General features: G+C 58.3%; 18 protein-coding genes. 17 read left to right on the top strand and 1 reads right to left on the bottom strand.

From position 1 onward, the window contains the following. Nucleotides 1–99 precede the first annotated feature (99 nt). On the top strand, nucleotides 100–2,028 hold the full coding sequence (locus HMPREF9162_RS10845) for a TRAP transporter permease (protein WP_009439366.1): 1,929 nt from the start codon (nucleotides 100–102) through the stop codon (nucleotides 2,026–2,028). Between the two features lie 143 nt (nucleotides 2,029–2,171). After that, nucleotides 2,172–2,393, top strand: a complete 222-nt coding sequence (locus tag HMPREF9162_RS10840) for a hypothetical protein (protein WP_009439380.1) — start codon at nucleotides 2,172–2,174, stop codon at nucleotides 2,391–2,393. A gap of 533 nt (nucleotides 2,394–2,926) precedes the next feature. Here the strand turns inward: HMPREF9162_RS10840 and HMPREF9162_RS10835 are convergent. Next, nucleotides 2,927–3,646: a hypothetical protein gene (locus HMPREF9162_RS10835; RefSeq protein ID WP_009439454.1), complete on the bottom strand. Its 720-nt coding sequence runs from the start codon at nucleotides 3,644–3,646 to the stop codon at nucleotides 2,927–2,929. A gap of 184 nt (nucleotides 3,647–3,830) precedes the next feature. Here HMPREF9162_RS10835 and cooS point away from each other — a divergent pair, with 184 nt between their 5' ends. From cooS to HMPREF9162_RS10760, 15 genes are all read left to right on the top strand, one after another. Next, on the top strand, nucleotides 3,831–6,005 hold the full coding sequence (gene cooS, locus HMPREF9162_RS10830) for an anaerobic carbon-monoxide dehydrogenase catalytic subunit (RefSeq protein ID WP_009439539.1): 2,175 nt from the start codon (nucleotides 3,831–3,833) through the stop codon (nucleotides 6,003–6,005). Nucleotides 6,006–6,068: 63 nt separating this feature from the next. Further along, the gene (locus HMPREF9162_RS10825) at nucleotides 6,069–6,866 is read left to right on the top strand and encodes an SDR family oxidoreductase (protein ID WP_009439320.1); all 798 of its coding nucleotides are present in this window, start codon (nucleotides 6,069–6,071) and stop codon (nucleotides 6,864–6,866) included. A 227-nt stretch (nucleotides 6,867–7,093) separates the two neighbouring features. After that, on the top strand, nucleotides 7,094–7,660 hold the full coding sequence (locus HMPREF9162_RS10820) for a DUF3793 family protein (protein ID WP_009350638.1): 567 nt from the start codon (nucleotides 7,094–7,096) through the stop codon (nucleotides 7,658–7,660). Nucleotides 7,661–7,704: 44 nt separating this feature from the next. Then, nucleotides 7,705–8,139, top strand: a complete 435-nt coding sequence (locus HMPREF9162_RS10815) for a flavodoxin (protein ID WP_009350639.1) — start codon at nucleotides 7,705–7,707, stop codon at nucleotides 8,137–8,139. 186 nt (nucleotides 8,140–8,325) lie between these two features. After that, entirely contained in the window at nucleotides 8,326–9,216 is an 891-nt protein-coding gene (locus HMPREF9162_RS10810) for a hypothetical protein (protein ID WP_009439525.1), read from the top strand. Between the two features lie 127 nt (nucleotides 9,217–9,343). After that, on the top strand, nucleotides 9,344–10,132 hold the full coding sequence (locus HMPREF9162_RS10805; protein WP_009439422.1) for a molybdopterin-binding protein: 789 nt from the start codon (nucleotides 9,344–9,346) through the stop codon (nucleotides 10,130–10,132). Continuing rightward, entirely contained in the window at nucleotides 10,133–11,464 is a 1,332-nt protein-coding gene (locus HMPREF9162_RS10800; RefSeq protein WP_009439503.1) for a GDSL-type esterase/lipase family protein, read from the top strand. A 24-nt stretch (nucleotides 11,465–11,488) separates the two neighbouring features. Further along, entirely contained in the window at nucleotides 11,489–12,175 is a 687-nt protein-coding gene (locus tag HMPREF9162_RS10795; RefSeq protein WP_009439410.1) for a hypothetical protein, read from the top strand. Between the two features lie 25 nt (nucleotides 12,176–12,200). Further along, the gene (locus HMPREF9162_RS10790; RefSeq protein ID WP_009439318.1) at nucleotides 12,201–12,596 is read left to right on the top strand and encodes a bacteriohemerythrin; all 396 of its coding nucleotides are present in this window, start codon (nucleotides 12,201–12,203) and stop codon (nucleotides 12,594–12,596) included. Nucleotides 12,597–13,141: 545 nt separating this feature from the next. Continuing rightward, on the top strand, nucleotides 13,142–14,356 hold the full coding sequence (locus HMPREF9162_RS10785; RefSeq protein ID WP_009439548.1) for a Fic family protein: 1,215 nt from the start codon (nucleotides 13,142–13,144) through the stop codon (nucleotides 14,354–14,356). A 523-nt stretch (nucleotides 14,357–14,879) separates the two neighbouring features. Further along, nucleotides 14,880–15,200 (top strand): hypothetical protein, encoded by a 321-nt coding sequence (locus HMPREF9162_RS10780; RefSeq protein WP_009350648.1) that lies wholly within the window; start codon nucleotides 14,880–14,882, stop codon nucleotides 15,198–15,200. A 239-nt stretch (nucleotides 15,201–15,439) separates the two neighbouring features. Further along, nucleotides 15,440–16,717 (top strand): SLC13 family permease, encoded by a 1,278-nt coding sequence (locus tag HMPREF9162_RS10775; protein ID WP_009439540.1) that lies wholly within the window; start codon nucleotides 15,440–15,442, stop codon nucleotides 16,715–16,717. 118 nt (nucleotides 16,718–16,835) lie between these two features. Next, nucleotides 16,836–17,414: a nucleoside triphosphate pyrophosphatase gene (locus HMPREF9162_RS10770; protein ID WP_009350650.1), complete on the top strand. Its 579-nt coding sequence runs from the start codon at nucleotides 16,836–16,838 to the stop codon at nucleotides 17,412–17,414. Beyond that, nucleotides 17,392–18,078 (top strand): DNA repair protein RadC, encoded by a 687-nt coding sequence (gene radC, locus HMPREF9162_RS10765; protein ID WP_009439285.1) that lies wholly within the window; start codon nucleotides 17,392–17,394, stop codon nucleotides 18,076–18,078. The genes HMPREF9162_RS10770 and radC overlap by 23 nt, the downstream gene beginning before the upstream one ends. A gap of 103 nt (nucleotides 18,079–18,181) precedes the next feature. Further along, the gene (locus HMPREF9162_RS10760) at nucleotides 18,182–18,565 is read left to right on the top strand and encodes a universal stress protein (RefSeq protein ID WP_009439433.1); all 384 of its coding nucleotides are present in this window, start codon (nucleotides 18,182–18,184) and stop codon (nucleotides 18,563–18,565) included.

The following is an 18,565-nucleotide window of genomic DNA, read 5'->3' as shown; positions in this document are numbered from 1 at the left end:
AGCTCTCCATGCGCACCGATAACAGGGGCGTCTGGTATCCCGTGATTTCATGATTATTTGCTGCGCTAAAAAATACACAAAGGAAGTGAATGATGCCGTATGAACGATAAGAATACAGTGAACACGGATGAGATCCTGAAAAAATACGACCGCGAGTCGGATACCGTGCATTACGAAGGGATTCCGAAGAAGATCATCGCCGCGATTGCGATCACGTTCTCCGTATTCCAGCTTTATACGGCGACGTTCGGCGTACTCGACGCACAGCTCCAGCGCGCGGTGCATCTCGGTTTTGGACTTGCGCTCGCGTATCTGCTCTATCCGTTCCGGAGAAAATGGACGCGCGATGCGTTCTTTCACCCGATCGATGTCCTCTTTGCCGTCCTTGGTGCGGCGGCACCCGCGTACATCGTCATCCAGTACCGCGAACTCGTAACGCGTGCGGGCTCTGTCTCGGGGGTGGATACAGTCGTCGGCGTGCTTGGGATCTTGCTTGTCATCGAGGCGGCGCGCCGCGTTGTGGGGCTGCCGATGGTCACGGTCGTCCTCCTCTTCCTCGCGTACGCGTTCCTCGGCCCCTATATGCCGGGCGTCCTCGCACACCGCGGGCTGACGCTCGAACAGCTCGTCGGGCATCTCTACTTCACGACGGAGGGGATCTTCGGCATCCCGCTCGGCGTCTCCTCGACGTTCATCTTCCTTTTCATCCTCTTCGGTGCGTACCTTGAGAGTACGGGGCTGGGGAAATTCTTCATCGACCTTGCCAATGCCGTCGCGGGCTGGGCGAGCGGCGGCCCCGCGAAAGTGGCCGTCCTCTCGAGCGGTCTTATGGGAACGGTCTCCGGCAGCTCGGTCGCCAACGTCGTCGGGACGGGCTCGCTCACGATTCCGATGATGAAAAAACTCGGCTACGATGCGAACTTCGCGGGCGCTGTCGAGGCGGCTGCCTCCACGGGCGGACAGCTCATGCCGCCCGTCATGGGGGCGGCGGCGTTCCTCATGGCGGAGTTCGTCGGCGTACCCTACATCGAGGTGGTCAAGGCGGCGGCGATCCCCGCACTCCTCTATTTCACAGGAGTTTGGCTCGGCGTCCACTTTGAAGCAAAGCGCAAGAACCTCAAGGGAATCCCGCGCAGCGAGCTGCCGAATCCCTTGACCCTGCTCAAGGAACGCGGACACCTCGCTATTCCCCTCGTCGTCATCGTCTACCTCCTCGTCTCCGGCTATACGCCGATGCGCGCGGCGCTCGTCGCGATCGTGCTCTCCATCATCTGCGCCATGCTGCGGAGTTCCACACGGATGAAGCCGATGGAGATTGTCTATGGCCTCGAGCGCGGGGCAAAGGCTGTCCTCGGCGTCCTCATCGCGTGCGCAGCGGCAGGCATCATCATCGGTGTTGTGACCAAGACGGGCGTCGGGCTGCGCCTCGCCTCGGGGCTCATTGACGCGGCGGGCGGGATGCTGCTCCCCGCGATGTTCTTCACGATGATCACCGCCATCGTGCTCGGCATGGGCGTGCCGACGACGGCGAACTACGTCATTACCTCGACCATCGCCGCACCCGCACTCGTGCAGATGGGCGTTCCGATCCTCGCCGCGCACATGTTTGTGTTCTACTTCGGCATCATCGCGGATGTCACGCCGCCCGTCGCACTTGCTGCTTATGCAGGCGCGGGGATCAGCGGCGGCAATCCTCTGAAAACAGGCGTCCACGCGTCGAAACTCGCCGTTGCGGCGTTCATCATCCCGTACATCTTCGTGCTCTCGCCCGTCATTCTCATGGTGGATGCGACGCCGTTCGCACTCGTCACGGCGACGCTCACCGCGCTCGTCGGCATGATCGCCGTCAGCTCCGCGCTTTGCGGATTCCTTGCGGACGACTGCAAGCTTTATGAGCGCGTTCTGCTCGTCATGGCGGGGCTGCTGATGATCAAGCCCGGCAGTACGACCGATATGATCGGACTTGTTCTCTTTGCCGCGATACTTGTGATACAGAATCTGCGGAAAAAGAGAAAAAATCGCGAATAAATATGAAAACAGGCGCATCCGACCCGCGGCAGCGCTTGTTTTTTTATTATGGGAGAAAATCGTTGTTTTGAAACAAATGATTTGCCACACCGGCATTTGTGTGCTATGATATGTGCATATGATGCATGAAAGGGGTGAGGGGAGTGGCACATGCACAGACGGTCATTGGGAAGGGGAAAACCGGTGACGTGAAGGGGGCTTCGTCGGCGACGGTTCCATTTTACAGCACGGAGAACGCAGTACATGCGGAGATGGACATCAGGCAAGTGGGACAGAGTCGAAAGAACCCCTTGCCGCTCAAAGACATGAAGTCCTTCCGACGCGCGCCGCAGGCAAGCGGTATCCTGAAAAACGAAGCGCGGTAACACCTGCCCCCCGGCGATGCGATGCATCGCCGGGGGATTTTTTTACAAGCAGATAATGTTGATAGAATATGAACTGTGCGCCATCATAGACGTTAGTTCCGTTCGTGCATGAAGTTGGTATCACACGGAGGTTTGAGTGACGCGGGCTTTTGTGCCTAGCGTCGTTATTCGTACGGGGCGATACGTTACGCCGCCCTAAATCGTTTGAGGGCACGGCACGCCGTGCCCCTACGGGGGCGGCATGGGTTGATCGGATTTCGTAAAGAGGGCGCCTTCCTCGCGTTCACTGGAGTTCCTAACTATGCATCGAAACTTCCGCATCACTCAGGTTACGGTTTGGCGTGCGATTTTTGCGCATCGCCCTGTCATTACATCGTGGGAAAACTATCGACATATGCGCGCCTTGTAGGGGCACGGCGTGCCGTGCCCTCTTGCAAATAATGCGCGCGTATCTCCAAGAGGGGATGACGGCAATAAAAAAGCCGGAGCGAGACTGTATTTTACACAATCTCACTCCGACTCTTTTTGCGTTCTCATGCGTTTTGTGATGCGCCGTCTGCCGCATCCGCCGGCGATTTCTTCCGGCGCAGGACGGCGTATGCCGTGCCGGCGACGAGGAGAAAGAGGAGGGCGGCGGTGCCGATGAGGGCGGGCTTGTGCCACATGCGGAACGCGACCTCGATCTTTGTGGATTCGCCCGTGGTGAGCGTCTTGCCGAGGTTCCACGTCAGCGTCTTGCCGTCATCGGAAATGCGGTCGGAGTTCGAGGAGGTCGGCGTGACCGGCAGCGTCATCTCATAGGTGAACGTGATGTTGCTCGCGAACGCACCCGCGCCGCCGCCGCTCTCCGTCCCGCTGAAGATGAGATCAAAATTCCAGTCGTCGTAGAAAAACGACTTTGCCGCCGTAATCCCCGCGTTTTTCCCCTCGTGTGCGGCGAAAAAGTCCACGTCGGAGAGCTTATCGAGTGTCGCGTAATGCTCCGAGATCTCGTAGCCCGACATATTGTTGTCCTTCGTCACGGGCGTCACCTGCGCATCCGGATTTTTCTCCACCGCCGCCGCCTTGCTCTGCTCTACGATCTCCGCGAGCATCGGCACGCTGACGAGCGTCGTCTTCAGATCCGCGCTGCCGTCGTCGTTGACGACGAGGTTCACGTCGCCGCTGAAACAGCCGCTCGTCACTGCGAGCAGTCCGAAGAGCAGCGCGGCAAACGCCGTGCGCACGCACTGTGCGTAGTTCTTCCGTACCATGATTGCCTCCCATCGGTTCACCGTTGCTTCCGTTTGTATTCTAGCAGAGCGCAAATACTTTGGCAAGGTGTACATTTAGAACCGTTATTTTCTTTGTCAACACAGTTGACAGAAAAACATATATGTTATAAAGTACATGATACATAGTAAAACTATATGTTTGAAAATGTTAGGAGAGATGACGATGGCTGCGAAACGAGAAGCAGGACATGAGCACATCCACACGCATGGGCATGACCACACCCATGTGCACGATCACGGACATAACCGCACGCACGACCACGATCATGACCATGCACCGGGGAAGTGGCACGCGCATACGCATGATGCGGCGCATCCGCATACGCACGGCGGCGTGAACGACTACATGCAGGCGATCTCGGCATACCGCAAGACGTTCCCGTCGCGCCAGCAGGTGCTCGAGCAGACGCCCGACCCTGCGGTGCGCGAGATGCTGCTCTACATGGAGCAGATCGGCTGCGATACGGCGTTCGACCGCTTCGATAAGCAGCAGCCGCAGTGCGCATTCGGCATGGCGGGGGTCTGCTGCAAAAACTGCAACATGGGCCCCTGCAAGATCACGCCGAAGAGCCCGCGCGGCGTCTGCGGCGCGGATGCCGACCTCATCGTCGCGCGCAACCTCCTGCGCAGCGCGGCGGGCGGCGTCGCACAGCACGGCGCACACGCGCGCGAGGTGCTCCTCTTGCTGAAATTTGCCGCCGAGGGCAAACTGAAACTGCCGCTCCTCGGCGCAAAGCGCATCCGCGAGGTCGCGCACGCATTCGGCATCACGACGCGCGGACAGAGCACAAAGCGGCTCGCGGGCAAACTCGCCGACGTCCTCCTCGCGGATCTTTCGCGCGCTCTCCCCGAGGAGTACCGCTCCATCGCCGCGCTCGCGCCCGCCGAGCGGAAAAAGGTTTGGAAGAAGCTCGACATCCTCCCCATCAGCGCGTACAACGAGGTGTTCGACGCCTTTCACCGCACGGGCTGCGGCACGGACGGCGACTGGGAGAGCGTTATGAAACAGTTCCTGCGCTGCGGGCTCGCGTTTTGCTATACGGGCGTCGTCGCAGCAAACATTGCGACGGACGCGCTCTTTGGCGTCGGACACCGCGCCACCTCGAAGGTCAACGTCGGCGCGCTCAAAAAGGGCTGGGTCAACATCGCCGTCCACGGGCATCTGCCGACGCTCGTCAGCGAGATCGTCCGTATCGGACGCTCCGCGGAGATGACTGCGCTCGCGAAGGAGCACGGCGCGGAGGGCATACAGTTCTACGGCATCTGCTGCTCCTGCCTTGCGGCGATGTACCGCTACGAGGGCGTCATTCCGCTCTCGAACGCGGTCGGCGCGGAGCTTGTCCTCGGCACGGGCGCGCTCGATCTGTGGGTTGCGGACGTGCAGGACGTATTCCCGTCGATTATGGATGTCGCGCGCTGCTTTAAGACCACGGTCGTCACGACGAGCGACGCCGCGCGCCTGCCGGGCGCGGAGCACTACGCCTACGACCATCACCATTCGAACATCGGCGAGACGGAGAACATCGCGAAGAAGATTGTCACGCGCGCCGTCGAGAGCTTTGCCGCGCGGCGCGACGTCCCCGTCTTTATCCCCGCGTACGAGGTGACGGCGGAGATCGGGTTCAGCGTGGAGTCCGTGCAGGAACGCTACCGCGGGTTCGGCGCGCTTGCAAAGGCACTCAAGTCCGGGCAGATTCGCGGCATCGTCAACATGGTCGGCTGCAACAATCCGCGCGTCGTTTACGAGCGCGCCATCGTTGACATCGCCGAGGAGCTCATCAAGAACGACATCCTCATCTTTACCAACGGATGCGCCTCCTTCCCCCTGCTGAAACTCGGCTATTGCAGCCTCTCTGCGCTCGACAAGACGGGTGCGGGACTGCGCGCCTTCCTCGGCGCCGATCAACCGCCCGTCTGGCACATGGGCGAGTGCGTGGACAACACGCGCGCCTCGACGATCCTGGGCGCGACGGCGGCAGCCGCGGGCATCGACATCAAGGACATGCCGTATGCGTTCACGAGCCCCGAGTGGGCGAATGAAAAGGGGCTCGACGCATCGCTCGCGTTCCGCCTGTTCGGCATCAACTCCTATCACTGTGTCGAACCGCCCGTACAGGGATCAACCAACGTCGAGAACTTTCTTAAGCGCGACACGGCAGAGACGCTCGGCGCGGTCATGACCGTCAACACCGACCCGAAGGCACTCGCGGCAAAGATCATCGAGGACATTGACGCCGCGCGCGCGGCACTTGGCTGGGCGGACTGCGGCGCGCCCGTCCGCACCGCCCCGCCGACATTCGCACTGCACGCGCCCGAAGCCGCGGGCATCGGCGCATGAGACGCTTGACATGAAGTACACACTAAGGTATATGATAAAAATAAATCAAAGGAGGTTTTTCAAATGAGCAATAAAAAATATACGGTCATCACGGGCGCAAGCTCCGGCATCGGCTATGCGGCGGCAAAGGCGTTCGCGGCACGCGGCAAGAACCTCATCGTCACTGCACGGCGTGAGGCACAGCTCGCACGACTGCGCGATGAGATCACGGCGGCGCATCCCGATGTGGACGTCGTGATCCGGACGGCGGATCTGTCCGTGCCGGAGAATGCGCACCGGCTCTATGACGAGCTGCGCGCTTATGAGATCGAGACGTGGGTGAACAACGCGGGATTCGGCAGCTACGGGAGCGTCGCGGAGCAGAATCTCACAAAAATCGAATCCATTCTGCGGCTCAACATCGAGGCGCTGACGATTCTCTCGACCCTCTTTGTGCACGACTACCGCGATGCGGCGGGCGCGCAGCTCATCAACATCTCCTCCTGCGGCGGCTATACGATCGTGCCGACGGCGGTCACCTACTGCGCGACGAAGTTCTATGTGAGCGCGTTCACAGAGGGGCTGGCACAGGAACTCATCGCATCCGGCGCAAAACTGCGCGCGAAGGTACTTGCACCCGCGGCGACGCGCACCGAGTTCGGCAAGGTCGCCAACGACGCGGCGGAGTACGACTACGACGCGCGGTTCGGGACGTATCACACGGCGGAGCAGATGGCGGACTTCCTCCTGCGGCTTTATGACAGCGACAAGATTCTCGGGCGCGTCAACCGCGAGACGTACGAGTTCGAACTCACGGCTCCCCTCCTTCCCTATGCGGGTAATTCGAGCAGGAATCAGAAGCAGCCCTCCTGCAAGCGATGAGTGCGGTATTGAAAGGGATTTCATTTCATATAGGAAAAGATTATACTGTGACCTGTTGTCATGGTAAAAAAACTTCGCTATAATAGGGAAAGACCAATATTCGGACACTCCTGTGACGAATTGACCTATTGCTAATGAGAATCACTTCGGCTATAATAGCGAGAGACTGGGATTTTATCGATGTGTGCTGCTTTGCAGCGCGCACTTAGCAAAAGGGGGAGATATTCGTGCGCTGCCCGGACTTTGAGCATTTGCTTGGCTATCATGCCGCACCCCTGCTCGCAGGGCTGACGTCAGGGAGTCTCTTGTCGTTCCAAAAGAGCCGGTTTGAGGATTTTGAGGGGCTGCTCGCCTCTTATGAGCCCTGTTTTTCCTGCAAAGGTATCTCGACGTTCCGCGTTGCGGAGGGGACGGAGTACGTCCTCATTCTCTTTTACCGGGCGGAGCTCGTCGAGCGTGCGCTCACCACTTCCGGGGCAAAGGAGATCCTTGCGGGCGCGGGCTACCGCGATACGGACAGCATGGAAGACCGACTGGAGTTCCTGCGCCTGCGGATGCGTGTGCGCAAGACGCTGCCGCCGGAGGTGGGGCTGTTCCTCGGCTATCCGCCGGAGGATGTGCAGGCTTTTATTGCGCGGCGGGGACAGGATTTTGTCTACAGCGGATATTGGAAGGTCTATACGAACGAGGCAGAGGCGCGTGCGCTCTTTGAGCGGTACTCTGCCTGCACGCAGGAGTTCTGTACGCGGCTCGAGGCGGGACGTCCGCTCGCAGAGCTGGTGCAGGCGGTTTAGCAGGAGCGCATCGCGCTTCGCAGTTCTTTTGAGGAGGATTTCACATGGCAAAAGCAGCGGTTGTGTATTGGTCGGGCACGGGCAACACGGAAAAGATGGCGGAGGGCGTTCGCGCAGGTATCGAAGGTGCAGGCGCGGAGGTTGAGCTCTTCGAAGTGGACAGCTTCTCCGTCGACCAGATTGACGGCTTTGACGGTCTCGCGCTCGGATGCCCCTCGATGGGTGCCGAGGAGCTCGAGGAAGGTTCGTTTGAGCCGTTCTTCGCAGGCGCCGTCGACAGCGGAAAGCTCTCCGGCAAGCCGGTCGTGCTCTTCGGCTCGTGGGGCTGGGGCGCAGGCGCTTGGATGGAGACGTGGAAAGAGCGCACGACGGATGCCGGCGCAAAACTCGTCGATACGTTCATTGTAGAGAACGAGCCGGATGACGAGGGTATGGAGGGGTGCAAGAACCTCGGCGCTGCCCTTGCCGGCGCACTCTAAGCCATAGACGCACATAGGGAAAAGAGTCGCTTCGCGCGGAGCGGCTCTTTTTTGTGTCTCATCTGTGGAGGATTTTTCAAGGAGGGCGGCGAAATATATACCAAGTATTTTGTGCATTTTGCCGCAGTGCCTTGCTGCGGCTGATCACATATGAGAGATATGAGGGAATCGGGAAGGGGAACATCTATGGAGACTGAGGCAGCATCAAGCGCTGTGCAGGCGGTTGGGTTCATTCACCCCGTCATGGCGGATGTGATGACGATACTGTCGTTTGTCCTTGTCGTGGCGAGTGTTGGGATCGCCTCCGTCGCGACATACTACGCGTGGCGGCAGACGGGCGGCACGGTGGATACGATTGAGGGACATGTCTCGTGGCTGCGCACGGAGGCAGAGCGCCTTTCGGCGGAGATACAGGCGTCCGTGCAAAAGGATTCGGAAACCGCGGCAAAGGTGCAGTCGCTCAGAGATGAAATTGAAAGCCTTGGCGCACGCATCGCGCAGATTGATACGGACGTTGCGGAATTGAAGGAGCGTCCCGCTGCGGCGCTCGCACCGGAGCCGGAACCCGAACCGGAGCCTGCCCCGCCGCCCGCCCCCGACCCGGAGCCGGAGGAGGAGATCGATCTCGATGCGCTCCTTGAGAGCAAGCCGATTTGGCAGGAATTTCTCGACGACTATCACGCGCTGCGTGAGACATTTTCCGCCGAGCGCGGTGCGGAGCTCTGCCTGCCGCTCATTGCCAAATATGGATTGCAGCTGCTCATGTGCAGCGACCATGCGGCGGTGGAGAACGGCAAGAATATGCCGAAATTCGAGACGGTTGAGGACATCGACGCGGCGACGTTCTGGGCGTACGACATCCCGGGACAGCCGGGGGATTTTGCCGTCGTGCCGAGTCCCATGGTTCCGTATGACAAGCATATGCATGACGAAGGCGGCATGAAGGAGACGTTCGCCGCGCGCTACGAGGACGGCAAGACCTACGAAAAACTCACGGTGGATATGCCCGCGCTCTTCTCGCAGAAAAATGACAAGTGGAACATCGAGCAGCCGGGCCTGATTAAACTCGAGGAATAGAGAATTTATGAAACAGGGCTGTTGCACAAATGTGTGCAGCAGCCCGTTTCTAACGTCCTGTCCCTCTTGTATCCCTGCGCCCGATATAGTAAAATAACGTGGAATTAAAATGCACGGAGGGAACGATATGGTCGTTGAAATCGTCAGTGTAGGAACGGAGCTCCTGATGGGCAGCATCGTGAATACGAATGCGCGCCATATCGCGCGGCGGCTCGCGCACATGGGACTCGACGCGTACTATCAGACGGTTGTCGGGGACAACCCTGAGCGTCTGCGCGCCGCTCTTGACGTGGCTTTTACGCGTTGTGACTGCGTGATCACGACAGGCGGTCTTGGCCCTACGAAGGACGACCTGACCAAGGAGATGCTGATCTCCTATTTCGGCTGTACGCCTGCAGAAGACCCCGAAGCCCTGCGCCGTCTCGAGGAGCGTGCTGCGCGCCGGGGCGTCCCGCTCACGGAGAGTATGCGCAAACAGGCGACCGTGCCCGCGGGCGCGATCGTCCTCCAGAACAACAACGGTACCGCCCCCGGCGTCATCATCGAGAAGGACGGGCGCGCGTGCATCATGCTCCCGGGACCGCCGAAAGAGATGATCCCGATGTTCGACGAGGCGTGCAGCGTCTTTCTCCGGTCAAAGAGCGACAAGGTATTCGTATCCATGAATATCAAACTCTTCACAATGGCGGAAAAGGGATTGCCCGTCGGAGAGTCGCCTGTCGCCGACCGGCTCGGCGCACTCGTGGACGGAGCGAACCCGACCGTTGCGACTTATGCGAAGGAGGACGGCGTGCTCGTGCGCGTGACCGCCGCCGCCCCCACGCACGAGGAGGGGCGCGCCCTCATGGCGCCGACCGTTGCCGCCGCGAAAGAAGCGATTGGCGCAGAGTATATCAAATATGTGGAAGAGGACTAAATGCGATTTGAGATATTGCGGCGGGGCACCTATCTGCTCCTTGCCGTTCTTGTTTTATGCGGCGCAGTGCATACAGACGCCGCGGCAAGGCAGGTGCCGCGCGGAGCAGCGCAGGTGAATCCTGTGGCGGAGAAAAAAATAACATCCGTGCGGCTGCACTGGAAGCCCTTTGCGGGGGCAGTCCGCTACGCTGTGCGCATCCTGCGCGGCAGTCCGAGCGCGGGGATGAAAGAGGTCGCTCTGCTCAGCCGCGTCTATACGACGGGCGTTGCCGTACCTCTTGCGGCGTATGGCGATGCGGCGGAGCTGTACTGGACGGTGCAGCCGCTCTCCTACGACGGCACGCCGATCGGGCGTGAGAGCGAGCCGCGTGCACTCTCGCAGGAGGAGAAGAATCCGACCGCGCCGCTTCTAACCACAGAGTTTGATGCGATGGCATACGCACCGCTCTACCCGGTGTACTCGTGGATCCCCCTGCCCGGGATGCAGCATCACGAGGTGGAGGTTGAGCGGCGGGACGGTGCGCGGAGCGTCCATGTGAGCACACTGCGCGCGGGGGAATATGACGTCTACGACGATCGCGCCTACCGCACGCCGGGGCATTACGTTTACCGCGTACGCGGCGTGACAGCTGCGGGCGCGCCGCTCTCGGACTGGTCGGAGGAGGGCTCCTTTGACGTTGCGGGCAACACGCCGATTGCCGCCCTCGGCGACAGCATCACGCACGGCGGCGGCGCGATTACCCTGCCGCCGTCCTATACACTATATGACTGGGAGACCTACTGCGCCGTGCCAGTGAAAAATCTTGGCAGAAGCGGCGACACGACTGCTGATCTCCTTGCACGGTTTGACAGCGATGTGCTCCCCTTTGCCCCGCATGTGCTCATCATCATGGCAGGGGTGAACGACTATCGATCGGGTGTCTACGGTGCGGAGAGCGTCCGCAATCTCGCCGCCCTGCGCGACCGGTGCGCGGCGCACGGCATCACGCCGATTTTTCTCACCGCACCCCCCATTCGCCCCGCGCTCATGCGCGCGCGCATGGACATCATGGCGCCGCCGTCCGACTGGTGGGCACACCGCGACTACATCAACAACTGGGTCATGCAGCAGGAATACTGCATCGACGTCGCGACCGCGCTCTCCGATGCGAACGGGCAGCTCGAGGAGGCGTACACAACGGACGGACTGCATCCCGATCTCATGGGGAAAAAATACATCGGCGAGCAGGTTGATCTCTATCTGCGCGAGCACTTCGAGTGGGCAAGTTATGAGGCGCTGCATCATGCGCAGCGGGGAAAGGCAGCCGCCGCAGCGGAGGACGGCAAATAACGGCGTGTCCTCCGGAGGGACTTTATGAAGAAACAATATCTGTGTGCGGCACTCCTGCTCGTGGTGATTGCCGTGGGCGGTTTTGTCTGCGCGAAGAGCTATTGGAAGGAGCACACACACGAATATGCACTGATGCAGATTCGTGCGGCGATCGAGAAAAAGGACGCCGCGGGTTTTGCAGAGTACGTCGACGTGGAGCGCGTTCTTTACGGGATGCACGAGAACGCGTCGGAACTCCTTGCCGCGCATATTGACGCACTGCACGAGCGGTACCCGGACGATTGGTTTTTCCGCCACGACGCCGCCTTTATGACACGCTATATGGCGGAGCGGCGCACACGCGATGTCGCGTCGGCGCGCGCCATGCTGGACTATTATTTCGATGAGAAACGCGTCCCCGTCACGCGTGAAGACGGTGCCGCACGCTGGGGCGCGGACGAGATGCGCGTGTTTGCCGCGCATTATACCGCCGCATCGATCGCGCTGACTGCCGCGGACGAAGCGCACGCCGTCTATCTGTGCAGCGTTCGGGGGGATGAGAGTACTTACGGACGCCTGATGCCCGAGGGCAATGTCCGGCTCGTGCTGGAGAAGCAGGACACGGGGCATTGGAAACTCGTTCAAATTGAAACAAGTGACCGCTCGGACAACGGCTTTTACGCATTCGTCGACGGCGCGGAGCGTTACTGGGCATTGCAGGGCTGGGACTAATTGCGAAAAAGGAGAGAAACGAAAGATGAAATACGAATTTACGAAAGACTATCTGACCGGGATTGACGAGATTGACGCCGAGCATCAAAAACTCTTTGACCTCACGAACGAATGCTACGAGCTCGTCATGGAGAGCGCCGCCGAGGATAAATACGACCAAATCGTCGCACTGCTCGGCGAGCTGCGCGACTACGCCGCGACCCATTTCGCGAACGAAGAAGCGTACATGGAGAAGATCAACTACGACAAGCGTTTCAGCGAGCGGTATCAGCACCTGCGCTTCATACAAAAAGTCGACAGCCTCGATCTCGATGCCATCGACGAGAACCAGCAGGAAGAACTGTTGAAGATATTGGATTTCCTGGCGCGGTGGTTGTCGGGGCATATAAAGAATATGGATTGTAGAATCCCTAAGGCGTGACATGCGATCTTGGCGTCTAGCGTCGTTATTCGTCGAATCCTGCGCTCGACGTAGGTTTCATCTACGCCTTCGCTTGTATTCTCCTCATGCCTAGCTATACATCCAAGCTTGCACGTCACTCACGTTACGGCATAACGCGGGATTTTGGCGTATCGCTGTGTCACTGCGAAAAATCCTGCGGAGGGCGTAGGTTTCATCTACGACTTCCTCGCGTTCTCCTCATTCCTAGCCGTGCATCAAAGCTGACGCCTTGCTTACTGCACGGCGATGAGTGGGCGGCGTGACGTGCGATTTTGGCGCATAACTGTGTCACTGCGAAAAATACTGCGCTCGTAGTAGCTTTTCTACGACTTCGCTTGTATTTTTCTTGTTCCTTGTTCTGCATCCAAACTTGCACGTCACTCAGGTTGCGGCTTTAGGAGACGCGGGACTTTGGCGCCCCCACCTCAAGACCTCAAAAATTGCGTTTTTTGAGGTTTGAATTTTCGGGCACCTCAAAATTGGCGTTTTTTGAGGTCTTAATAATCTTTGGAAAGGAGGTAACGATGTCCTACGAGAGCCTTTTTCGTCTTTATCGTAAAAATCCCGCGGTATGGGAGGAAGTCTATCGCGCGCGCTGTGGCAGTCCGTTTACAAAGCATCTCGGGATTCGTATCAAAGAGTACAATCGCTCGAACGGTTACGACGGCTTTTTCTGTTACTGTGAAGATATGTCGCTCCGGCAGGAGCGTATTATGATCGATTTCGCCGCTCTGCAAAAAACGCTGCTGAACATTCCTCAGGCGGGGATTGATCAATATCTTCACGACTGCCTTGTTGATGAAATCAAGGCAAGCAACGATATTGAGGGAGTTCGAAGTACGCGCAGAGAGATCCGCAGCGCGCTTACTGCCGGAGATGCCGCGCGTGTGCGGATGCGTCTCGGCGGTATCGTCGATAAATATGCGCGCATCATAGACGGGGCGCATATTGCGATGGAAAACAGCCGTGATATGCGCGTTCTATTCGATTCCTTCCTCGCCGAAGAAATTGGGCGCAGCGATCCGAAGAACCTTCCGGACGGTATGCTCTTTCGCAAAGAAAGCGTGGACATTATCACGGGTACGCAGAAGGTGATCCATCGCGGTATCTATCCGGAACCCCAAATCATACATGCGATGGATGCGGCGCTCCTCATACTGCATGACGCGTCGATGCCCGCACTCGTCCGGATCGCCGTGTTTCACTATCTGTTCGGCTATATTCATCCGTTTTATGACGGCAACGGGCGCATGTCGCGCTTCATTACCTCGTACATGCTCGCGCGCACACTGCATCCGACGGTTGCACTGCGGCTTTCTATCCTGCTTAAGCAAAATAAAAAGAGGTACTACGACCTCTTCGCCATGACAAACGCCTCGATCAACTGCGGCGACCTCACGCCGTTTATATTGGGAACGCTCGAATTTGTGAATGCCGCCGTCAGCGGTACGGAAAAAAATCTGAGAGAAAAGAAAGACCGCTATGACGTTTATTATAGCCGCATCCAAAAATTAGAGGTCGACCGCACGCTCAAGGAGCTGTACGATGTATTGCTCCAAGCAACGATCTTCTCCGGTGCGGGCGTCAGTAAAAAGGAACTCATGCGGATGCTCGACAAGTCCGAGAACACGATTACCGCGCGCATGAAGGCGATGCCAAGCGGCGTGCTCAGGGAGAACAGAACCGTGCGTCCGTTTAGTTATGTACTGAACCTTAGGGCTTTGGATGAACCGATGTGACGTGCGATTTTGGCGCATAACTGTGTCACTGCGATGCGCGAGAATCCCGCGTCACACCATAATCTGAGTGAGGCGCAAGCTTTGATGCACAGCTAGGAATAAGGAGAATGCGAGAAAGGCGTAGATGAAACCTACGTCGACGAAGCGTTCGACGATATGACAACGCCGTGCGCGAGAATCCCGCGTCACGCCACAAAAATAACCCGCAATGAGCAGATGCGGGTTATTTTTGCTGTGTATTATATTTTAGGAGAGCTTTGGAAAACCGCATCCTATCCGCAGGATACGATCTCTAACGAAAGCCTATGGATACTATAGCACTTAAGAGAATGAAAATCAATACCCTAATAAAAATATTTTCATAAAAATTTCAGGAGAAAATGCCGAAATACAAAAAAATAGGAAAAATGAACTATGTTCAAGAACGGAGAAACACTTTATAATACATGGGAGACAAGGGAAGTGTCTCATCCGAAGGGCGGACGCCCTTCACACATACTCATAAGGAAATGAGGTGGCAGTGATGTCGGTATTATCACTTGCGTCGGTGCTCGACGATCCGGCAAAACAGATTCCGATCTATGCGATGGTGCGTGCTGCGGCGGTGTCTCCTGCGAAGGACGACGCGCTCTTCGAGAACATGCGCGCGGAGCATTTTTCGTATCGGGAGCAGATTCGCCGTCTGGATCGTATGGACAGCGAGGCGTATCGGGTCGACATCGAAAATCTTGCGCGTTCGCTGGACTCGCTGGACGAGGACATCCACAAGGCGGCGTCGCGCGCGATCTTCGGCGATCCGTATGCGGTCGAGCTGAACCATGCCGATGCGAAGAAGACGAAGTGAGCTGCGGCTCGACGAACTACCGGATAGAGAAAAAGAGAGAATGCGCTCTTATGTGCGGCAGATGCCGTCGTGGGAGCGCTTTTTGCTTGCCTGCAAAATACGAATGAGCAAATTGTACATTATAAAAAACTTGTCATACTTTCTTTCCATGTGATAAAATGAACGAAGTCGCATGCAGGTTCGGGCGATATACCGCCGGTTCCGTGCATATCACACCCCCTGCCAAAGGAGGCGTTTTGATGGCAACAATTGCAGGCATTATTTTCGTCGTCATGTATATGGTGATCGTCTCGGAGAAGATTCACCGAACGGTCGCGGCAATGATCGGCGCGGTACTCATGATGCTGCTCGGCATTCTCTCGCAGGAGACGGCGCTGCATCATGTGGACTTTGAGACGCTCGGACTGCTCGTCGGCATGATGGTGCTCGTCGGCGTGACGAAGGAGACGGGGCTCTTTGATTACGTGGCGATCAAGGCGGCAAAGTCGGCAAAGGCGGAGCCGCGCCGCATCCTCGTCTATCTCTGTCTCATCACGGCGCTGTTCTCGGCGTTCCTCGACAATGTGACGACGGTACTTCTCATGGTGCCGGTGACGTTCAGCATCACGAGCATCCTGCGGCTCGATCCGATGCCATACCTCCTGACGCAGATCATCGCGTCGAACATCGGCGGCACGGCGACGCTCATCGGCGACCCGCCGAACATCATGATCGGCAGTGCGGTGAAGGAGCTGACGTTCGTCATGTTCATCGAGCACCTCGCGCCGATTGCAGTCATCTGTATGCTCGCCGTACTCTTTATCATGGAGCGCATCTATCATAAAGATCTTGTGACGACGCCGGAGCGCCGGGAAAAACTCATGCGCATGGACGAAAAGACGGCGATCCGCGATCACGCCCTCCTCAAACGCGCGCTCTTCGTGCTCGGGCTGACGATCCTCGGATTTTTCACGCACTCCTTCACGCACATCGAGTCCTCTCTGATCGCGCTCACGGGCGGATTCCTCCTCCTTCTACTTGCGGGCGGGAGCGAGCAGCTGGTTGAAAAGGCGATGCACGCGGTGGAATGGCCGACGATTTTCTTCTTCATCGGGCTGTTCATCGCGGTCGGCGGTCTGATTGAGACGGGCATCATCGCAGAGCTCGCCGAGCACGCGGTGGCGGCGACGGGCGGCGATCTCACGGCGACGTCAATGTTGATCCTCTGGATGAGCGCGATCGTTTCCTCCGTGCTGGACAACATTCCGTTCGTGGCGACGATGATCCCGCTCATTCAAGGCATGGGCGCGATGGGCATCGAGCATCTCGAGCCGCTCTGGTGGTCGCTCGCCCTCGGCGCATGTCTCGGCGGCAACGGCACGCTCGTCGGCGCGTCGGCAAATCTCATTGTCGCGGGCATGGCGTCCGAGCGCGGCGTGCGCATTTCGTTCGTGCGTTACTTTAAGATCGGTTTCCCACTGATGCTGCTGACAATCGTGCTCTCGACCGTATACGTCTATCTGCGATATCTTCTGTAAAAAAAGGGATGAACTTCCTTGCAGGAAAAATATTCCGGAAGGCGAATAGAAAATATAGAAATTTGCCAAGCTGCCGAATTTCGGCAGCTTTATTTTTTTCAGAGTTCAGGAGGGGCTCATGTTTATTCTTGCATCTGCTTCGCCGCGCAGGCGGGATCTGCTGCTTCAAATCGGGGCTGACTTTGCCGCTGTGACGAGCGGTGCCGAGGAGTCGCTGGAGGAGGCCGTGCCGCATGAGGCGGTTGTGCGCAATGCGCTCGCGAAGGCGCGCGCGGTTGCGGCTGAGTATCCGGAGCACGCGGTGCTCGGTGCGGACACGGCGGTCGTTGTGGACGGCCGTGCGTTCGGCAAACCGCACGATCTCGCCGATGCGCGCCGCATCATCGGGCTTCTCGCGGGGCGGCGGCATGAGGTCTATACGGGCGTGGCGTGGGTCTATCGCGGGCGCGCGTATACGGATGTGATGAAGACCATAGTACAGTTCGCACCGATGCCCCCCGCAGAGATCGAACGCTATGTCAGATCGGGCGAGCCGATGGGCAAGGCGGGCGGCTATGCGATCCAGGGACGTGCGGCAATGTATATCGAGGAGATTCACGGATCGTATTCCAATGTGGTCGGCCTGCCGCTGCAAAATGTTGCGGCGCTGGCGCGGGAGGCGGGCATCAGCCTCTATGACGATCATGCAGATGCGTGAGCTCCCGGCGGGAGAGATGCCGCGTGAGCGGCTGATCAAAAAGGGAGCGCAAGAGCTCACCGATGCGGAGCTGCTGGCGATCCTCCTTCGGACGGGGCGGCGGGGTGAGAATGTGCTCGACATGGCGCGCCGCATCATCAGCGAGCTGCCTGAGCAGCGCATATCGGCGCTGCTTTACATGCCCGCGCAGGAGCTTGCGCGCATCGACGGGCTCGGTCTAGCCAAGGCGGCGACGGTGCTCGCCGCGCTCGAGCTCGGCAGCAGGGCGCAGCGGCGTGCAGGCGCGCGCATCCGCGTGGACGAGGCGCAGGTTGTTGCCGATCTCCTCCTGCCGCGGTATCGTACGGAGATTCACGAGCATTTTCTCGTGCTCCCGCTGACGTCGAAGAACGACATTATTATGGAGGCGGAGGTATCAAGAGGGACGCTCACACGGACGCTTGTCCACCCGCGCGAAGTGTTCGTTCCCGCGATCCGATGCGCCGCCGCACGCGTTATCCTCGTGCATAACCACCCGAGCGGCGATCCGATGCCGAGCGCCGAGGATCACCGCATCACGCGTATTCTCGTGGAAGCGGGGCGGCTGCTTTCGATCCCTGTGGTCGACCACATTGTGCTCGGAAGCGAGGGATATTACAGCTTTGCCGAGCACGGTTTGATTTAAGTACAGTTTTTTTTTGAGGAGAGAGGATTTCACGCCCTAATCATCGAAATATACTGATAAACCCTATTTATCAATGCAGATGAAGAAACGATTAGGAGGGATTATGATGAGCGAGATCAAAAAGATCCTCGTGCCCGTGGACGGCTCCGTGAGCGGATGCAAGGCGGTTGACGAGGCGCTGTTCTTTGCGGAGAAATGCGATGCAGAGCTTGATTTCGTCTACGTTGCGAGCAACATCAACAAGGATATTCCGAGCCATATCGTATTTGACCGCATCTGGGAGAAGATTCCCGCGGGACGCGCCGCGCGCAAGCACGTCAAGACGGGTAATATCGCTAAGACCATCCTCGCCGTTGCGGAGGAGGAGCACAGCGACATCATCATCATGGGCAGCCGCGGGCTCGGTCTCCTCAAAGGGGTCTTTATCGGCAGCGTCAGCCAAAAGGTCATTGAGGAATCGAAGATTCCCGTCATGGTGATTAAGTAG

Origin of the sequence: Selenomonas sp. oral taxon 137 str. F0430 (assembly GCF_000183625.1) — a bacterium.
In the GTDB taxonomy this organism is placed as follows: Bacteria; Bacillota; Negativicutes; order Selenomonadales; family Selenomonadaceae; genus Centipeda; species Centipeda artemidis.
Note: the sequence above shows the minus strand (reverse complement) of the source record. Positions and strands in the feature narration are given on the sequence as shown.